Consider the following 12,654-nt stretch of genomic DNA (forward strand, 5'->3'; position numbering starts at 1 on the left):
TCCCGACCGCCGTTGGGATATTAGGGTTTACAGTCCACGACCTGTTCTCGCGGGGCGAAACGGCCCTCACTCCGATCGAACAGATGGACTGAAGGCTGTGCCAACCAGCCGTTACTCCTATCCTGAGACGGACTTGGAGTTACTTTTTGTCGGATGTTCTCTGCACCGTTCACGTCCGCATTCGCGACAGTATCGCACTCCTCGCAGACGTACAACCCACGTTCGACGCGCTGATTGCCGTCTTTCGTCCCACAGGCGGAACACGTCTTTGAGGTATCACGTTCGGACTCAATCAGTACATCGATCCCCTCCGTTTCCGCCTTGTAGTCGAGTATCGACGTGAAGCGGTCAAACGCCCACCCGTGAAGATCGAGGTTGCCATGCGAGCCCCAGTTGCGAGACTCGCCGTTCTCGTTATCACGGATCCCTTCGAGATCACCGACTACGATGGTCCCGACACCCCTCTCTACGCACTCCGAAACGATCTGTTTCGAGAGGGTATGGAGGAAGTGGGTTCGACGTTCGGTACGTTTCCGGTCCAACCGAAGGCGCTCGTTCGATCGGCTATCGTCACACTTCGCTTTCTGCTTCCCAAAGTAGTATTCGTCCTCTTTCAGTGCGTTACCGGGGAAGAGGATCGACTCACTCCCGAACGAAAGCGCGGCGATGTTTGAGATACCGAGATCGACCCCCGCAACACCGTCGCCCGGTGGGTCGGGGTCGATTGACTTTCGGCAGATGAACTGAAGCCGCCATTCTTCGTACGTGTAGACGGCCCGGACCTGCTGGATATCCCACTCGGTGAGGTCTACGTCGGGACGGAGCTCGTACTCGCACAGCACGAAGTCCGAACGGTGTTCCTTCAGGTTGCGGCCTTTCGAGAGGCGAACGCGAGTGAACTGTGCATCATGCTTGAAGCCAGCCGCCTTGAACGTCACAGTAGAACGTGGGTGCGAATCGCCGCGTTTGCGGTAGCCGGGCGGTCGGGCACGGCTATCGCCGTCCCGACGCTTTGCGAACCAACCAGTGAACGCTTCAGCGAGTTCTTCGAGAACGCGCTGACTGGATTGAGAATGAAGGTCCGTATAGCGTTCGTGGCCTTTGAGTTCAGCTTTGAGTTCCCCGTCATCGGGGATCTCGCCCGTGTCGTCCCACTGTTCTTGTGCGTAGTAGCGACTGACGTTCCAGAGTTTCGATGCGGCCCATCCGAGTTGATCGAGGTCATCACTAACCTGCTGTGGGTTGGCAATTGACGCCTCGAAGGTTCGGACGGTACGCATCTATTTCTGGCTTCATAACCAGTTATAGTCCCGGAGAAGATGATAGTACCGCTCCAGTAGAGAATATCCGGCCATGCAATAGGCGATGGATTGTTGCATCAAGTGACGGTGCGCATCCACGCCCTCAAGGACGCGGTATTGCGCCTGTTCAGCGTATAACGTGTTCTACAAGAGAGACTGGTTAAGTAGACCGGGAGCCCCATTTTCGAGTTGTAAATGGGGATGGGGAAGAGATTATATCAGATGGAAAATTAAAACTCATGAGTCTTCTCCCCCCGTTTTCGAGTTGTAAAATCCGGGTCGCCTCGGGGCCACACCCAGAGGCACGTTGCCTATCACTGTGAACCGCCTCAGGGTCAAGCCCCGAGGCACTTGCCTTGCTTATCTGTAGAGTCAAGATTAGCTATTGGAACGAAACTTCTTCATTCGTTCTCGAACAACAGAGCTGATAGTTGGGTCTTCGTGAGCTAAATCAGCGAATCGAGAGTCTTCACGGATCGTCTCCATGATCGTTTCCGGGTCTTCGGAAAGAGAGAAGTACATGTGTACTCCTCTGCCACGTCCCCTCCCTCGACGCTCGAAGTCTAACACACCGTACGTACTCTGTTCAGTAACGTGATTCACGAAGGTTTCACGGCTGTATTTCTCTGCATCCATCGTGTCGGCGATAAACTGATACGTCTTAAATGCGGGACCAGCTGGAATCCACTCCAAGTTTTCTTTCGTATAGTGGGCAGTAGCCGCCACGGCATATGTGGAGAGCTTCTTCTGTGTCGAAATCCCGCTAATGTGGCGGAGTTTTCGGTTCTCAGTGTATTTCTCCTGTGCCTTGCGAACATCGGATTCAGTGACTGTATCCGCCCCCCGCCGTTCAGCTAGTTCACCAGCCCATCTGAGAAGGTCAATTGCTTTCCGTGCGTCCCCATGCGTTTGGGAACCGAACGCAGCAACAAGTGGAATGACGTCATCTGAAAGAGACTCCGGCTTGAACGCGTCGCGACGGTATTTGAGGATGCTACGCAGTTGCGTCGCATCATAGTCGTCAAAGAAGATATCATCGGGGTTGTAAGAGCTTTGAGCTCGACTATTGAGATTCTTCATGAAATCTGCATAGTTAGTAATGGTTGTAAGTGAGATCGGACCATCAAAGTCGGCGAGCTTTCGGGCCCGTGAAAGCTGGTAGATGAGAGAATTGTACTCTGCCTCCTGATACGGTCCCTCGAGCAGATCGATCTCATCGAGAATGAATATGACTCCATCGTAATGCTCTCGCATTAGTTCGTACAGGCGTTCGAGTTTTTGATCGGTTGAGACGCCGGTCTGTGGAACACCGGGATCAACACCGAGATCATCAGCGGCGGCTTTGACTAACCGATATACAGCACGATCTGCGGTCTTTGGACCCTCGCAGTTGATCGAAAGAACACCGAACACCTTTCCTTGGGACTCACACAGTTCGACGATCTGTTTACAGACTGCATGAATAATAAGCGATTTTCCTGTTCCCGAGGGACCACTCAGAAGCATATCCGGGATGCCTTCGTCCTGGAGGACAGGTTCGCTCATCCCGATACATTGTAACATAGGAGTTTCTCGAACCAGCTATCTGGTTCGTTGAGTTTCAGTTCAAGGAAATTGAGATACCGTTGGAGATGATGTTTTGAGACACCTCTGAACTTCGCCAGCCACTGGCGAAGGAAGCTGTGGCGGTTCTCACAGGTGTTCGTGTGGGCATCGCCGATGACGTAGGTGTCGGAGTGGGTGACGGCCAGATGGCCGTCCACCCCCTCCTTCTCCTCGATCTCGTCGTAGATTGTGTAATCATCGGTACAGAGGATGACGCTTCCATCACCGTATTCAGCGATGTCTTCGTCGGCGTCTTGGAGATCCTTGCAGACGAGAAACCGAACTCGTCCGTCATCCCGACGGACGAGTGTCAACACCGGTGGTTTGTCTGATTCGAATCGTCCTCGTCCCTTTTTTTGAGTCCGCGCTTGCGCGGACTCTGATCCTCGTCTTCGATCCCTTTCTCACCAGCTGTTACGTAGATCTCGTCAGCTTCACAGACATCGTACAGCTCAAATTCATCGATCTCCCCGCTCACATCCTGGACTTTGTGAACGAAGTTGAGAACAGCTTCGTAGTCTCGGCCAAGGTCACGAGCGATCTGAGCGGTCGGCTCAGATCGCATCTCCTTGACGATATAGAACATCTCTTCCAGTTCGAAGCGATGTTGGCCGAAGATCGTGTTTGTGAGGTCGTTGAAGTACGTCTCACACCCCTTGCACCAGTACTGCTGGGCGTCTTTTCCGGTTGTTCCGCGCTTGACAACGTCGTCACTCTCGCAATGGACACACGTCACCGTCTCGCCGAAGCGGGCGAGACGGAGACGTTCAAAGCACCGCTCACGTGGTGGAAGGAACACTTGCGCAGACTTCTCGTCCATCTTGGAAGACACTTGGAGAGTAAGGAAAATTGATGTTACGACTTATCGAGATGAGCGATGATCCATTTTCATCAATGACTGAACTCACCCTGTACGAAGAGGCGATGTGTTGCTCCACCGGCGTCTGTGGTCCTGACCCCGACGAGGAACTCGTTGAAGTCAGCGTCGCCCTCGACCAGCTCGAAGCGGAATTCGAGGACGTCGATATCTCGCGGGCGAACATGCAGCACAACATCGACCAGTTCCTCGAGACGCAGCGCATCTACGATCTGGTCGAGGAACACGGCCCCTCGATCCTGCCGATCACCGTCGTCGACGACGAGATCGTCGCCAAGTCCGAGTACCTCTCGTACGACGAACTCGCGGCAGCACTTGAAACTGCCTCCCCGACAGAGGAGGCCTAACGCATGAGCACAACGCCCACCGACGCGCGAGCGGTCGTCGAGCCGACGAGTGATGAGACCGAGTTCGTCTTCTTCAGCGGCAAAGGCGGCGTCGGCAAGAGCACCGTGAGCTGCGCGACGGCAACCTGGCTCGCCGACAACGACTACGAGACGCTGTTGGTGACGACCGACCCTGCGCCGAATCTCTCGGACATCTTTGGCCAGGAGATCGGCCACGAGGTCACCGCTATCGACGACATCGAGAAGCTTTCGGCCATCGAGATCGATCCGGACACCGCAGCCGAGGAGTACCGTCAAGAGACGATCGAACCGATGCGCGAACTGCTCGGCGAGGATCAGATCGAGACGGTCGAAGAACAGCTTAACAGTCCCTGTGTCGAGGAGATCGCCGCCTTCGATAACTTCGTTGACTTCATGGATAGCCCGGAGTACGACGTCGTCGTCTTCGACACCGCCCCCACGGGACACACCATCCGCCTGATGGAATTGCCCTCCGACTGGAACGCCGAACTGGAGAAGGGCGGCTCGACCTGTATCGGGCCGGCAGCCTCGATGGAGGAGCGAAAACAGGACTACGAGCGTGCCATCGACACACTCCAGGACGATGAGCGGACTTCATTCGCGTTCGTCGGCAAGCCCAAGGACTCTTCGATCGACGAGATTGAACGCAGCGCGAGCGACCTCAGCGAGCTCGGGATCGAGTCCCAACTGCTGATCATCAACGGCTACCTGCCCGAGTCAGTGTGTGAAGATCCATTCTTCGAGGGGAAGCGTGAAGACGAGCAGGCCGTTATCGAGCGCGCACGGACGGAGCTCGACGCGAACGCGATGGCGACGTACCCACTCCAACCCGGCGAGATTGCAGGACTTGACCTGCTCGCAGACGTCGGCAGCGTCCTCTACGGTGGCAACGAGGCGGCCGTCGACGTCGGAACGGCAACCAACGTAGACGCCGAGACCGCAGTTGACTTCGATTCGATGGCTGACGCCGAGGCGGTCGCCGACCAGCTTCAACCGGGCGACGAGACGCGGTACCTTTTCTTCACCGGGAAGGGCGGCGTCGGCAAGAGTACGATCGCTTCGACGGCGGCAACGAAGCTCGCCGAAGCGGGCCACGAGACGCTCGTCATCACCACCGACCCGGCCGCCCATCTTGAGGACATCTTCGGCGAGCCGGTCGGCCACGAGCCGACCTCGGTCAGCCAGGCGAACCTCGACGCGGCACGGATCGACCAGGAGAAAGCGCTTGAGGAGTACCGCACGCAGGTCCTCAACCACGTCACCGAGATGTACGAGGACAAGGAGGACACCCAGATCGACGTGGACGCGGCGATCGCGAACGTTGAAGAGGAACTGGAGTCACCGTGTGCCGAAGAGATGGCTGCCCTCGAAAAGTTCGTGAGCTATTTCGACGAGGACGGGTACGATGTCGTCGTCTTCGACACCGCCCCCACAGGGCACACACTCCGACTCCTCGAACTTCCCTCCGACTGGAAGGGGTTCATGGACCTCGGTTCGCTGACGAAGGGCGCCGCACCCGCGAAAGCCGACCAGTACGACGAAGTCATCGAGACGATGAAAGATCCAAAACGGAGTACCTTCGCATTCGTGATGTACCCCGAGTACACCCCGATGATGGAGGCCTACCGGGCTGCCGCGGATCTCGAAAATCAAGTTGGGATCGAGACCTCGCTGGTGGTAGCGAACTACCTGCTCCCCGAGGAATACGGCGACAATGCCTTCTTTGAGAACCGCCGCGCCCAGCAGGAGAAGTACCTCGGCGAGATCAGCGATCGGTTCGACGTGCCGATGATGCTTGCCCCGCTGCGCCAGGACGAGCCGGTCGGACTAGACGAACTGCGCGCGTTCGGTGAGGAGATCACCGGGCTGGACGATATCACTAAGGAGACGGAACAGGAGGTGACGGCGTCGTGAGTGAAGCTGTGTCAGAAGAGCCAGCCGTCGAAGAGTCGCTGCAGGCGTTCATCGAGACGCTCTGCGACTCAGAGACCTATCAACAGTTCGTAGACGCAAGCGAGCAACTCGAAGCGGACGATGAAGCGCAGTCACTGCTCGAAGCGTACCAGCAAAAACAACAGCAGTTGCAAGGAGACGAGTTCGACCCGTCGGTTATGAGCGAACTTCAGGAACTACAGACTGATAGTGATTAGTTCGAATCTTTACCGGTAAGATACGGCCAAATGCTGGGTTCGCTGATTGTTTTTACACCTCGTGAGATGTAGTCTTTCAGCGACGAGAGATCAGGGACGAGTCGATACTTGAACCACTCTTGCAGCTGGTCCCAACACCCTTCGACGGCGTTCAATTCGGGGAGTTTTGACGGGAAGTACCAGACTTCGAGATCGTCTCCGCGCACGCACGAGACCGAACTGTCTCCGACAGTTTCGGTCTCGCGCTCACCACTCACGTGCTCCCAGAGATCCCTCGCATAGAAGTAGCCCGCTCGATCCAGAAACACCACTAACTCCTCACCGAACCGCTCGGTTAACGCCTCTAACAGCCGAATCCCATGGTTCCGTGTGAGATTCTCTTCTGGTGCAGCAGCAGAAGAAGCTGTCACCGTCGTCGGTGACAGCGCCAGCACGGTCACTGAATCCCACGACGTTGCAACCTCTATTGTCGGATTTGAGCCAATCGGGTAGAAGCCACGTCGTTGGACAGTTCCGACGTGTTTGTGTGCTGATCGACAACAACGACGGTTTTGTCGGTTAGTTCGGGTCGTTTTTTTCGACTGTTTCTTGGAACTCGGCTTTCTCTCAGGGTCGGCTTCATGATGTTGAGGCCGTGCTGTCCGCAAGGACAGCCGGCCTCTTTCAGCAAGTCGTACGCGTAGGTTTTCGTGGTATTCGACGCCGTATCCTCTTTGGCGTCGTGATGGAGCAACAGTTTCGCTGACCACGCTTGCTGGTCGTAGCCGAGTTCGGTCGGCGGCTGTTGCAGTTGTTCGAACAGTTGCTCACGGTCTTCGCCCTCGATTTTTGCTGGACCTCCTGGTCGAGGAGCGTCGTACGGTGCCTGCTCGATCGGTTCTTCCTCGAACCGATCGAGCCAGTTGCGAATCGTTTTCTCGACAACACCGTGGCGATCAGCTAGTGTCTCCAGTTGATCGCCCTGCTTACGCCCAATCGCCGCGAGAACACGTTCTCGCGGCTTCCCTTTGTCGATCTGGTCCTTTAGATCATAGAGTTCTTCGAGCGTGATGTCGTCGAGCCGACCCATTACCAATACCAGTGTCTCTATAGGTAAAACATTTCCCTAGACACTATGAGCTCTCGAACAACGAGACGATCCAACAGCATCGGGCAGCGCAAGAGGAGCTCGTCGACCTTCTCGAGCAGACGAACGATGTGATCAGCAAGCAGATCAGACGGGAGTTCGCGCAGTTACTGGGAGGTGGGTGCTGTTGAGCTCTTCCGACGAAGAAGTTTTGGCCGCCGCCGAAGCACTCGGTGAGGACCTCGATATGGCGCAGTCGGAGGCGACAGCGGCCGAGTTCGAGGCGTTGTTGATCGAGTGTAATGAAGCTATCAGCGACGAGATTGGTCTCGAGTACGGTGCAGTCTGCGACGCTGGGAGCGACTGCTGCTAACAGCAGCTCTGATAGCCACACCAGTATTTATCATATAGGTCATGTGTGAATATATCATCACTGCGACTATTGAAGCACAGAAACCAAAACACTGAGTCCGTGAGACGGGGCGTAGAATCGGTACTCTCGCAAGACGGGTGTAAAGTGACGGTGGGAGGATGGTATGCAGTTCTTGCACTACACTCGTGAGTTCGAGAAGTGACTTCACTGCACCAATGGGGCCTAGAGGCGCTAGTCAGTCTTGTCGGTAAGCGCGTAAGAGATCTCGAGCAACTGGAGAACTGCAGTGTCTCCAATTCGATAGTAGGTCCATTTGCCTTGACGTCGGGTTTTGACTATCCCCGCGTCTTTGAGTTCTCGAAGGTGACTTGCGACCGTGGATTGGGGTGCATCGAGAACAACCTGTAGCTCACACGCACACAACTCGCCTTCTCTGAGAGCTTCGAGAATTCGAATGCGGTGTTCGTTTGCCAGTGCCTTGAACACCGTAAGCTGCGCGTTCACTTGCTCGTCGTCTGGCGTAAGTTCAAATAGCGACGAGAGGCGATTCTCTGGGTCCTCATAGAGCCGGTCCAGCGTCTGTCGTGCCGATTCAGGTACTGAGTCAGCCATCGTTGCTTACTGTTTACCGGCAACATCTTTGAGTTCGGCGTCACAATTACAGGAGGTATCAGCGACGGCCGAATTCGCTCCAGCCAGTGCGTCCACAGCCTTGCTGACCGGAGAAGCTGCCATACAAATCGTTAACGGCTGGTTCGCTGCTAAAGGTTTCGGTGAATGAACTCTCTCAGACGCGAGTCTAGAGGTCTTCGCGGTATACTGAAGATATTATCAGTCGACTTACGCAACGACGTCAACCTGAACGCTGGCTTCGTTGAGTCAACTACGAATCTAGAGTATTAGATTGAAGAGCAATCCAATGATCAAGATACCTGTTGCCAATGTCGTCGCGTATGCCGCGATCAGTTCCTTCTTCATCACTTTGTTCAGGATCATGAACTGTGGGAACGAGAGTGCAGCAACCGACATCATGAACGCCAGGCCCGTCCCAACCGGTAGTCCTTTCCCGATCAGCGATTCGACGACCGGTATGACACCGAGGATGTCGGTATACATCGGGACACCGACGGCGACCGCGCCGAAGACGCCGAGCGGCCCCGACAGGTACTGTGTCACCAGTTCGCCGGGCAGGTAGCCGTGGATAGCTGCACCCGCTCCGACGCCGACGATAACGTATGGCACGATTTCGACGATGATGTCTTTTGCCTCGACGTACGCCTCTCTGGCACGCTCTCTTCTCGAGGGTTCATCGATTTCGACATCCGAGTCGCCGAAATTGAACTCCTCGATGTATCTGTCGAAGCCCAGTTTATTGAGCGTGTAACCGCTGGACATCCCGATCACGATCCCGCTCACCGCATACAGGGCTGTCAGTTTGAATCCGACGACGCCCGGCAACACGACGAGCGCAGCCTCGTTGATCATCGGCGAGACGGCGAGGAACGTGATCGTGACCCCGAACGGGATTCCCGCACCGACCATTCCGAGGAATATCGGGATCGTCGAACAGGAGCAAAACGGGGAGACGATTCCGAGCAACGCAGCGAGTGCGTACCCCGTTATTGCTCGCTTCCCTTGGAGATAGTCCCGGATCTTCTCCGGCGGAAAGTACGTTCGGAGGTACGTCACGCCGAAAATCACGACGATGAGTATCGAGAGGATCTTCAGCGTGTCGTAGATCCAGAAATGAGCCGCCGCTCTCAGCGACCCCGTGAGTCCGAGAGCCTCGACTACGTATGTGGCTATCTGTTGAAAAACCATGGGTTCTTACAACCGGTCCTCGATGAGCTCCTGTAACTCGTCTTCAGACGGATTCGACCCGTTGAAGACCATTTCGCCGTCGATCTCGAAGCCTGGCGTGGACATAATGCCTTTCTCCGCCAGCTTCGCCATGTCCCCTTCCTTCTCTACGTCCGCGTCGAATCCGTTTTCGTCGACGACGTTCTGAGCTTTCTCTTTGAGTTGTGAGCAGTTGCTGCAACCGTCCGGTCCGTAAACGGTGATTTTCATAGGTCACCTCCGGTTTTTTCGATTTCGCCGTTCCAACGCCGGGAGTTATCTGCCGTCAAATCGGTTCCATCCTGTGCGTCCACGGTCTTGTTGACCATTGGATCTGCCATACATATCGATAAAGTCCGGTGCGGTATTAGTACGTTTCGATAAAACTCGATTTGTTCGTGCGAACCTCACTCAGAGGTAGTCCTCGAGAGGGGGTATATTACCAGTTTGGAAAAGACAAATATTGTGGATGGCTGGCTTGTTCGACAGAATAAGAGGTGATACATCCGGTGAACGCAAGTATACATCTGACTCGATCGGGTTCAGATCGGGTGCGACTGGACTCAAGTCGAGTGTCGGATAAATCGGGAACCTTCGATATGAGATCAATTCAGTCTACACAGGACGACTCACTTCGATACACTGTTTCTCGGATAACATTTAGCTATCCCACGAGAACCGTTCGAGAACGAAATCCTCACTCGATTGCCGCAACCGCGTCAAGCTGAACGCTGGCACCACCAAGTAACTCCGAAACACCGACAACGGCCCGCGCTGGGAGCTGCTCACCGAATGCCTCGCGATAGACCTCGTTAACCGCGTCGTACTGCTCAAGGTCGGTGAGATACACCGTCACCTTGAGCACGTCTTCGAGCGTTCGGCCCTGTTCTTCGAGTGCCGTCTCGAGGTTCGAGAGCGCGCGGTTCATCTGTGCCGCCGCTGGCTGATCGCCGTCGACCACACCGTCCTCAGTTGGAAGTTGCCCCTCCAGAAACAGGAGGTCAGAACTCCCAGTTTTCGTGCCGTAGCCGCCGGTGAACGCCGTCCCGGCACGCTGTTTGCGACTCGAGACGCTTGCACGAGACGGCAACTGATGCTGATTGATGTTTGACTGTTGCATACCTCAATTGAAGAAATGCTCACTTATAGATTTGTTGGGCACTACGCCAAAGTCTACCATACACCTTAAATCAGCGGTTTAATCGAGTTTACCAGTTATCGTTCGGTATCGTTCGGAAGTATTAATTGAGTAGAGTCTCAATTGAGGATGATGTCAACAGCGACCCAGCGTCTTCAGCGATATCTCGAGGGCGAACTCGAGGACTGTCGTCCCGAGGACGTCGATCAGCGACTCGACGAGCTCGATACGCTCGAGGCGGTGCTCTCGACCGAGCGGATTGACTCGGATCTCAACGTGCTAGCAGCGCTTGCGAACAAAACGCGGTACAAGCTCGTTCGGCTACTCGTCGCCGCTGACGGCGAGCTCTGTGTCTGTGAATTGAACGCAATGATCGATACGAGCGAGAGTGCCATCAGTCACGCACTCTCTGAGCTAACCGACGCCGGTCTGGTGACACGCCGGAAGGACGGGCGGTGGCGGAAGTATCGTGCCTCGAACAGCGCGGTTGCGATCCTGACGCTGTTGGACGGGATGATCACGGATGAGTAATACCGACGCGCACGAACACGGCCCGAACTGTGGTTGCGAGAGCTGTGGCGATCCGCGGTCGATGGATTTTCTCGATAAGTATCTCACCGTCTGGATCTTCGGAGCGATGGCCATCGGCGTGGGACTTGGTTTCGTCGCGCCGTCGGTCACACAGCCGATTCAAGAGTTCCACCTCGTCCAGATCGGTCTGATCGCGATGATGTATCCGCCGCTGGCGAAAGCGGACTACTCGCGGCTTCCAACCGTCTTTCGCAACTGGCGTGTCCTCGGATTGAGCCTCATTCAAAACTGGCTCATCGGTCCGACGCTGATGTTCGGACTCGCAGTCGTCTTCTTCAGTGGGCTCGTGCCCGGGCTTCCCGCACGCCCGGAGTACTTCCTCGGACTCGTCTTCATCGGGATGGCCCGGTGTATCGCGATGGTGCTCGTCTGGAACGAACTCGCCGAGGGTTCGACCGAGTACGTGACTGGGCTGGTCGCCTTCAATAGTCTCTTCCAGATCGTCACCTATGGCGTCTACGTCTGGTTCTTCGGCCTGTTTCTCCCGCCGCTCCTTGGCATGGAGGCGCTCGTCGCCGGCATCGAGACGTTCAACGTAACGCCAGCGCAGGTGTTCAGAGCGATCGTCATTTTCCTCGGCATTCCCTTCGCCGGCGGCTTCCTTACCCGGTACATCGGAACGCGAACCAAAAGCGAGGAGTGGTACGAGGAGACGTTTGTCCCGAAGATCGACCCGCTGACGCTGATTGCGTTGCTGTTTACCGTCATCGTGATGTTCGCGACTCAGGGCGAGGCCATCGTCGCATCGCCCGGTGATGTCCTCCTGATCGCCGTCCCGCTGACGATCTACTTCGTCGTCATGTTCCTCGTGAGTTTCGGGATGGGACGTGGCATCGGCGCGGACTACTCGACGACGACCGCGATCGGGTTCACCGCCGCATCGAACAACTTCGAACTCGCAATCGCGGTTGCAGTCGCGGTGTTTGGCGTCGGTTCTGGCGTCGCTTTCACGACCGTCGTCGGTCCGCTTATCGAGGTGCCGGTTCTACTCGCACTGGTCAACGTCGCACTGTACTTCCAGCGGCGCTTCGACTGGAGTGGTGCCACAACCGGACAGCTCAACACACCTCCCTCCAATCCACCCGCGGAGGACGACTAACAACAAGACATGCCAATGGGATCACACACAGACACCCTTGACCCGCTCCGCCTTGCGTTCGTCTGCGTCGAAAACGCAGGTCGGAGCCAGATCGCTGCTGCCTTCGCCGAAACCCAAGTCCAGATCCGGAATCGAACCGACATCGAGGTCATCTCTGGTGGGACAGATCCCGCCGAAGCGATCTATCCGGCCGTCATAGAGGTGATGGGTGAAAAAGTGCTCTGTTGCAGCGTCGAATAGCACCAGT

General features: G+C 55.9%; 16 protein-coding genes and 1 pseudogene. 8 read left to right on the forward strand and 9 right to left on the reverse strand.

Annotated features, from left to right (window positions below; all coding sequences use genetic code 11):
* Positions 1–20 precede the first annotated feature (20 nt).
* The 3 genes from MU558_RS04035 to MU558_RS04045 all read right to left on the reverse strand — a co-directional run bounded on the left by MU558_RS04035 (position 21) and on the right by MU558_RS04045 (position 3,726).
* On the reverse strand, positions 21–1,280 hold the full coding sequence (locus MU558_RS04035) for an RNA-guided endonuclease InsQ/TnpB family protein (protein ID WP_246972159.1): 1,260 nt from the start codon (positions 1,278–1,280) through the stop codon (positions 21–23).
* A gap of 399 nt (positions 1,281–1,679) precedes the next feature.
* The gene (locus MU558_RS04040; protein WP_246972161.1) at positions 1,680–2,846 is read right to left on the reverse strand and encodes a Cdc6/Cdc18 family protein; all 1,167 of its coding nucleotides are present in this window, start codon (positions 2,844–2,846) and stop codon (positions 1,680–1,682) included.
* Positions 2,843–3,726, reverse strand: a protein-coding gene (locus MU558_RS04045) for an IS1595-like element ISNpe28 family transposase (protein ID WP_015310310.1) whose coding sequence is annotated in 2 segments (ribosomal slippage) — positions 2,843–3,264 and positions 3,264–3,726 — 885 coding nt in all. Because the reading frame shifts where the segments join, the coding sequence is not laid out codon by codon here. The genes MU558_RS04040 and MU558_RS04045 overlap by 4 nt, the downstream gene beginning before the upstream one ends.
* Positions 3,727–3,800: 74 nt before the next feature.
* Between MU558_RS04045 and arsD the strand changes: the two genes are divergently transcribed.
* Genes arsD through MU558_RS04060 form a run of 3 tightly spaced genes read left to right on the forward strand, consistent with a single transcriptional unit; the run spans position 3,801 to position 6,301 of the window.
* Positions 3,801–4,130 carry an arsenite efflux transporter metallochaperone ArsD gene (arsD, locus tag MU558_RS04050; RefSeq protein WP_246972163.1) on the forward strand — a complete coding sequence of 110 codons (330 nt, stop codon included), beginning with the start codon at positions 3,801–3,803 and terminating at the stop codon, positions 4,128–4,130.
* 3 nt (positions 4,131–4,133) lie between these two features.
* Complete coding sequence (gene arsA / locus MU558_RS04055) at positions 4,134–6,065, forward strand: arsenical pump-driving ATPase (RefSeq protein ID WP_246972165.1); 1,932 nt, start codon at positions 4,134–4,136, stop codon at positions 6,063–6,065.
* Entirely contained in the window at positions 6,062–6,301 is a 240-nt protein-coding gene (locus MU558_RS04060) for a YlbF family regulator (protein WP_246972167.1), read from the forward strand. The genes arsA and MU558_RS04060 overlap by 4 nt, the downstream gene beginning before the upstream one ends.
* Here MU558_RS04060 and MU558_RS04065 read toward each other — a convergent pair.
* Positions 6,298–6,786 (reverse strand): transposase, encoded by a 489-nt coding sequence (locus MU558_RS04065; protein WP_246974815.1) that lies wholly within the window; start codon positions 6,784–6,786, stop codon positions 6,298–6,300. The two genes, MU558_RS04060 and MU558_RS04065, sit on opposite strands and share 4 nt — an antisense overlap.
* Entirely contained in the window at positions 6,765–7,370 is a 606-nt protein-coding gene (locus MU558_RS04070; RefSeq protein ID WP_246972169.1) for a helix-turn-helix domain-containing protein, read from the reverse strand. Before MU558_RS04070 ends, MU558_RS04065 begins: the two co-directional genes overlap by 22 nt.
* Positions 7,371–7,417: 47 nt before the next feature.
* On the opposite strand from MU558_RS04070, the pseudogene MU558_RS23300 reads away from it, so the two are divergent.
* Both MU558_RS23300 and hcsS read left to right on the forward strand, forming a co-directional pair.
* Positions 7,418–7,558, forward strand: a pseudogene (locus MU558_RS23300) (halo-CC-star protein HcsL); the annotation flags it as partial.
* Positions 7,549–7,740: a halo-CC-star protein HcsS gene (hcsS, locus tag MU558_RS04075; protein WP_246972171.1), complete on the forward strand. Its 192-nt coding sequence runs from the start codon at positions 7,549–7,551 to the stop codon at positions 7,738–7,740. The pseudogene MU558_RS23300 and the gene hcsS, both read left to right, overlap by 10 nt.
* Positions 7,741–7,971: 231 nt before the next feature.
* Here the strand turns inward: hcsS and MU558_RS04080 are convergent, their stop codons facing one another.
* The 4 genes from MU558_RS04080 to MU558_RS04095 all read right to left on the reverse strand — a co-directional run bounded on the left by MU558_RS04080 (position 7,972) and on the right by MU558_RS04095 (position 10,699).
* Positions 7,972–8,352, reverse strand: coding sequence for an ArsR/SmtB family transcription factor (locus MU558_RS04080; protein ID WP_246972173.1), 381 nt, complete (start codon positions 8,350–8,352; stop codon positions 7,972–7,974).
* A gap of 279 nt (positions 8,353–8,631) precedes the next feature.
* Entirely contained in the window at positions 8,632–9,561 is a 930-nt protein-coding gene (locus MU558_RS04085) for a permease (protein WP_246972176.1), read from the reverse strand.
* A gap of 6 nt (positions 9,562–9,567) precedes the next feature.
* Positions 9,568–9,810: a thioredoxin family protein gene (locus MU558_RS04090; protein WP_246972178.1), complete on the reverse strand. Its 243-nt coding sequence runs from the start codon at positions 9,808–9,810 to the stop codon at positions 9,568–9,570.
* A gap of 466 nt (positions 9,811–10,276) precedes the next feature.
* Entirely contained in the window at positions 10,277–10,699 is a 423-nt protein-coding gene (locus tag MU558_RS04095) for a RidA family protein (RefSeq protein WP_246972180.1), read from the reverse strand.
* A 150-nt stretch (positions 10,700–10,849) separates the two neighbouring features.
* On the opposite strand from MU558_RS04095, the gene MU558_RS04100 reads away from it, so the two are divergent.
* The 3 genes from MU558_RS04100 to MU558_RS04110 are packed head-to-tail and all read left to right on the forward strand — an operon-like array spanning position 10,850 to position 12,647.
* Positions 10,850–11,248: an ArsR/SmtB family transcription factor gene (locus MU558_RS04100; protein ID WP_246972182.1), complete on the forward strand. Its 399-nt coding sequence runs from the start codon at positions 10,850–10,852 to the stop codon at positions 11,246–11,248.
* Positions 11,241–12,407, forward strand: a complete 1,167-nt coding sequence (arsB, locus tag MU558_RS04105; protein ID WP_322987035.1) for an ACR3 family arsenite efflux transporter — start codon at positions 11,241–11,243, stop codon at positions 12,405–12,407. The genes MU558_RS04100 and arsB overlap by 8 nt, the downstream gene beginning before the upstream one ends.
* Before the next feature lie 15 nt (positions 12,408–12,422).
* On the forward strand, positions 12,423–12,647 hold the full coding sequence (locus MU558_RS04110) for an arsenate reductase/protein-tyrosine-phosphatase family protein (RefSeq protein ID WP_246972186.1): 225 nt from the start codon (positions 12,423–12,425) through the stop codon (positions 12,645–12,647).
* The last annotated feature ends 7 nt before the right edge of the window (positions 12,648–12,654 follow it).

The sequence above is a fragment of the Natribaculum luteum genome, assembly GCF_023008545.1.
Lineage (GTDB): Archaea > Halobacteriota > Halobacteria > Halobacteriales > Natrialbaceae > Natribaculum > Natribaculum luteum.

What these genes read in the sequence shown, in the direction of transcription:
- arsA (WP_246972165.1), top strand. Translation starts at nt 4,134, where the DNA reads ATGAGCACAACGCCCACCGACGCGCGAGCGGTCGTCGAGCCGACGAGT.
- MU558_RS04100 (WP_246972182.1), top strand. Translation starts at nt 10,850, where the DNA reads ATGTCAACAGCGACCCAGCGTCTTCAGCGATATCTCGAGGGCGAACTC.
- arsD (WP_246972163.1), top strand. Translation starts at nt 3,801, where the DNA reads ATGACTGAACTCACCCTGTACGAAGAGGCGATGTGTTGCTCCACCGGC.
- MU558_RS04110 (WP_246972186.1), top strand. Translation starts at nt 12,423, where the DNA reads ATGGGATCACACACAGACACCCTTGACCCGCTCCGCCTTGCGTTCGTC.
- MU558_RS04085 (WP_246972176.1), bottom strand. Translation starts at nt 9,561, where the DNA reads ATGGTTTTTCAACAGATAGCCACATACGTAGTCGAGGCTCTCGGACTC.
- MU558_RS04040 (WP_246972161.1), bottom strand. Translation starts at nt 2,846, where the DNA reads ATGAGCGAACCTGTCCTCCAGGACGAAGGCATCCCGGATATGCTTCTG.
- MU558_RS04095 (WP_246972180.1), bottom strand. Translation starts at nt 10,699, where the DNA reads ATGCAACAGTCAAACATCAATCAGCATCAGTTGCCGTCTCGTGCAAGC.
- MU558_RS04070 (WP_246972169.1), bottom strand. Translation starts at nt 7,370, where the DNA reads ATGGGTCGGCTCGACGACATCACGCTCGAAGAACTCTATGATCTAAAG.
- MU558_RS04080 (WP_246972173.1), bottom strand. Translation starts at nt 8,352, where the DNA reads ATGGCTGACTCAGTACCTGAATCGGCACGACAGACGCTGGACCGGCTC.
- arsB (WP_322987035.1), top strand. Translation starts at nt 11,241, where the DNA reads ATGAGTAATACCGACGCGCACGAACACGGCCCGAACTGTGGTTGCGAG.
- MU558_RS04090 (WP_246972178.1), bottom strand. Translation starts at nt 9,810, where the DNA reads ATGAAAATCACCGTTTACGGACCGGACGGTTGCAGCAACTGCTCACAA.
- MU558_RS04035 (WP_246972159.1), bottom strand. Translation starts at nt 1,280, where the DNA reads ATGCGTACCGTCCGAACCTTCGAGGCGTCAATTGCCAACCCACAGCAG.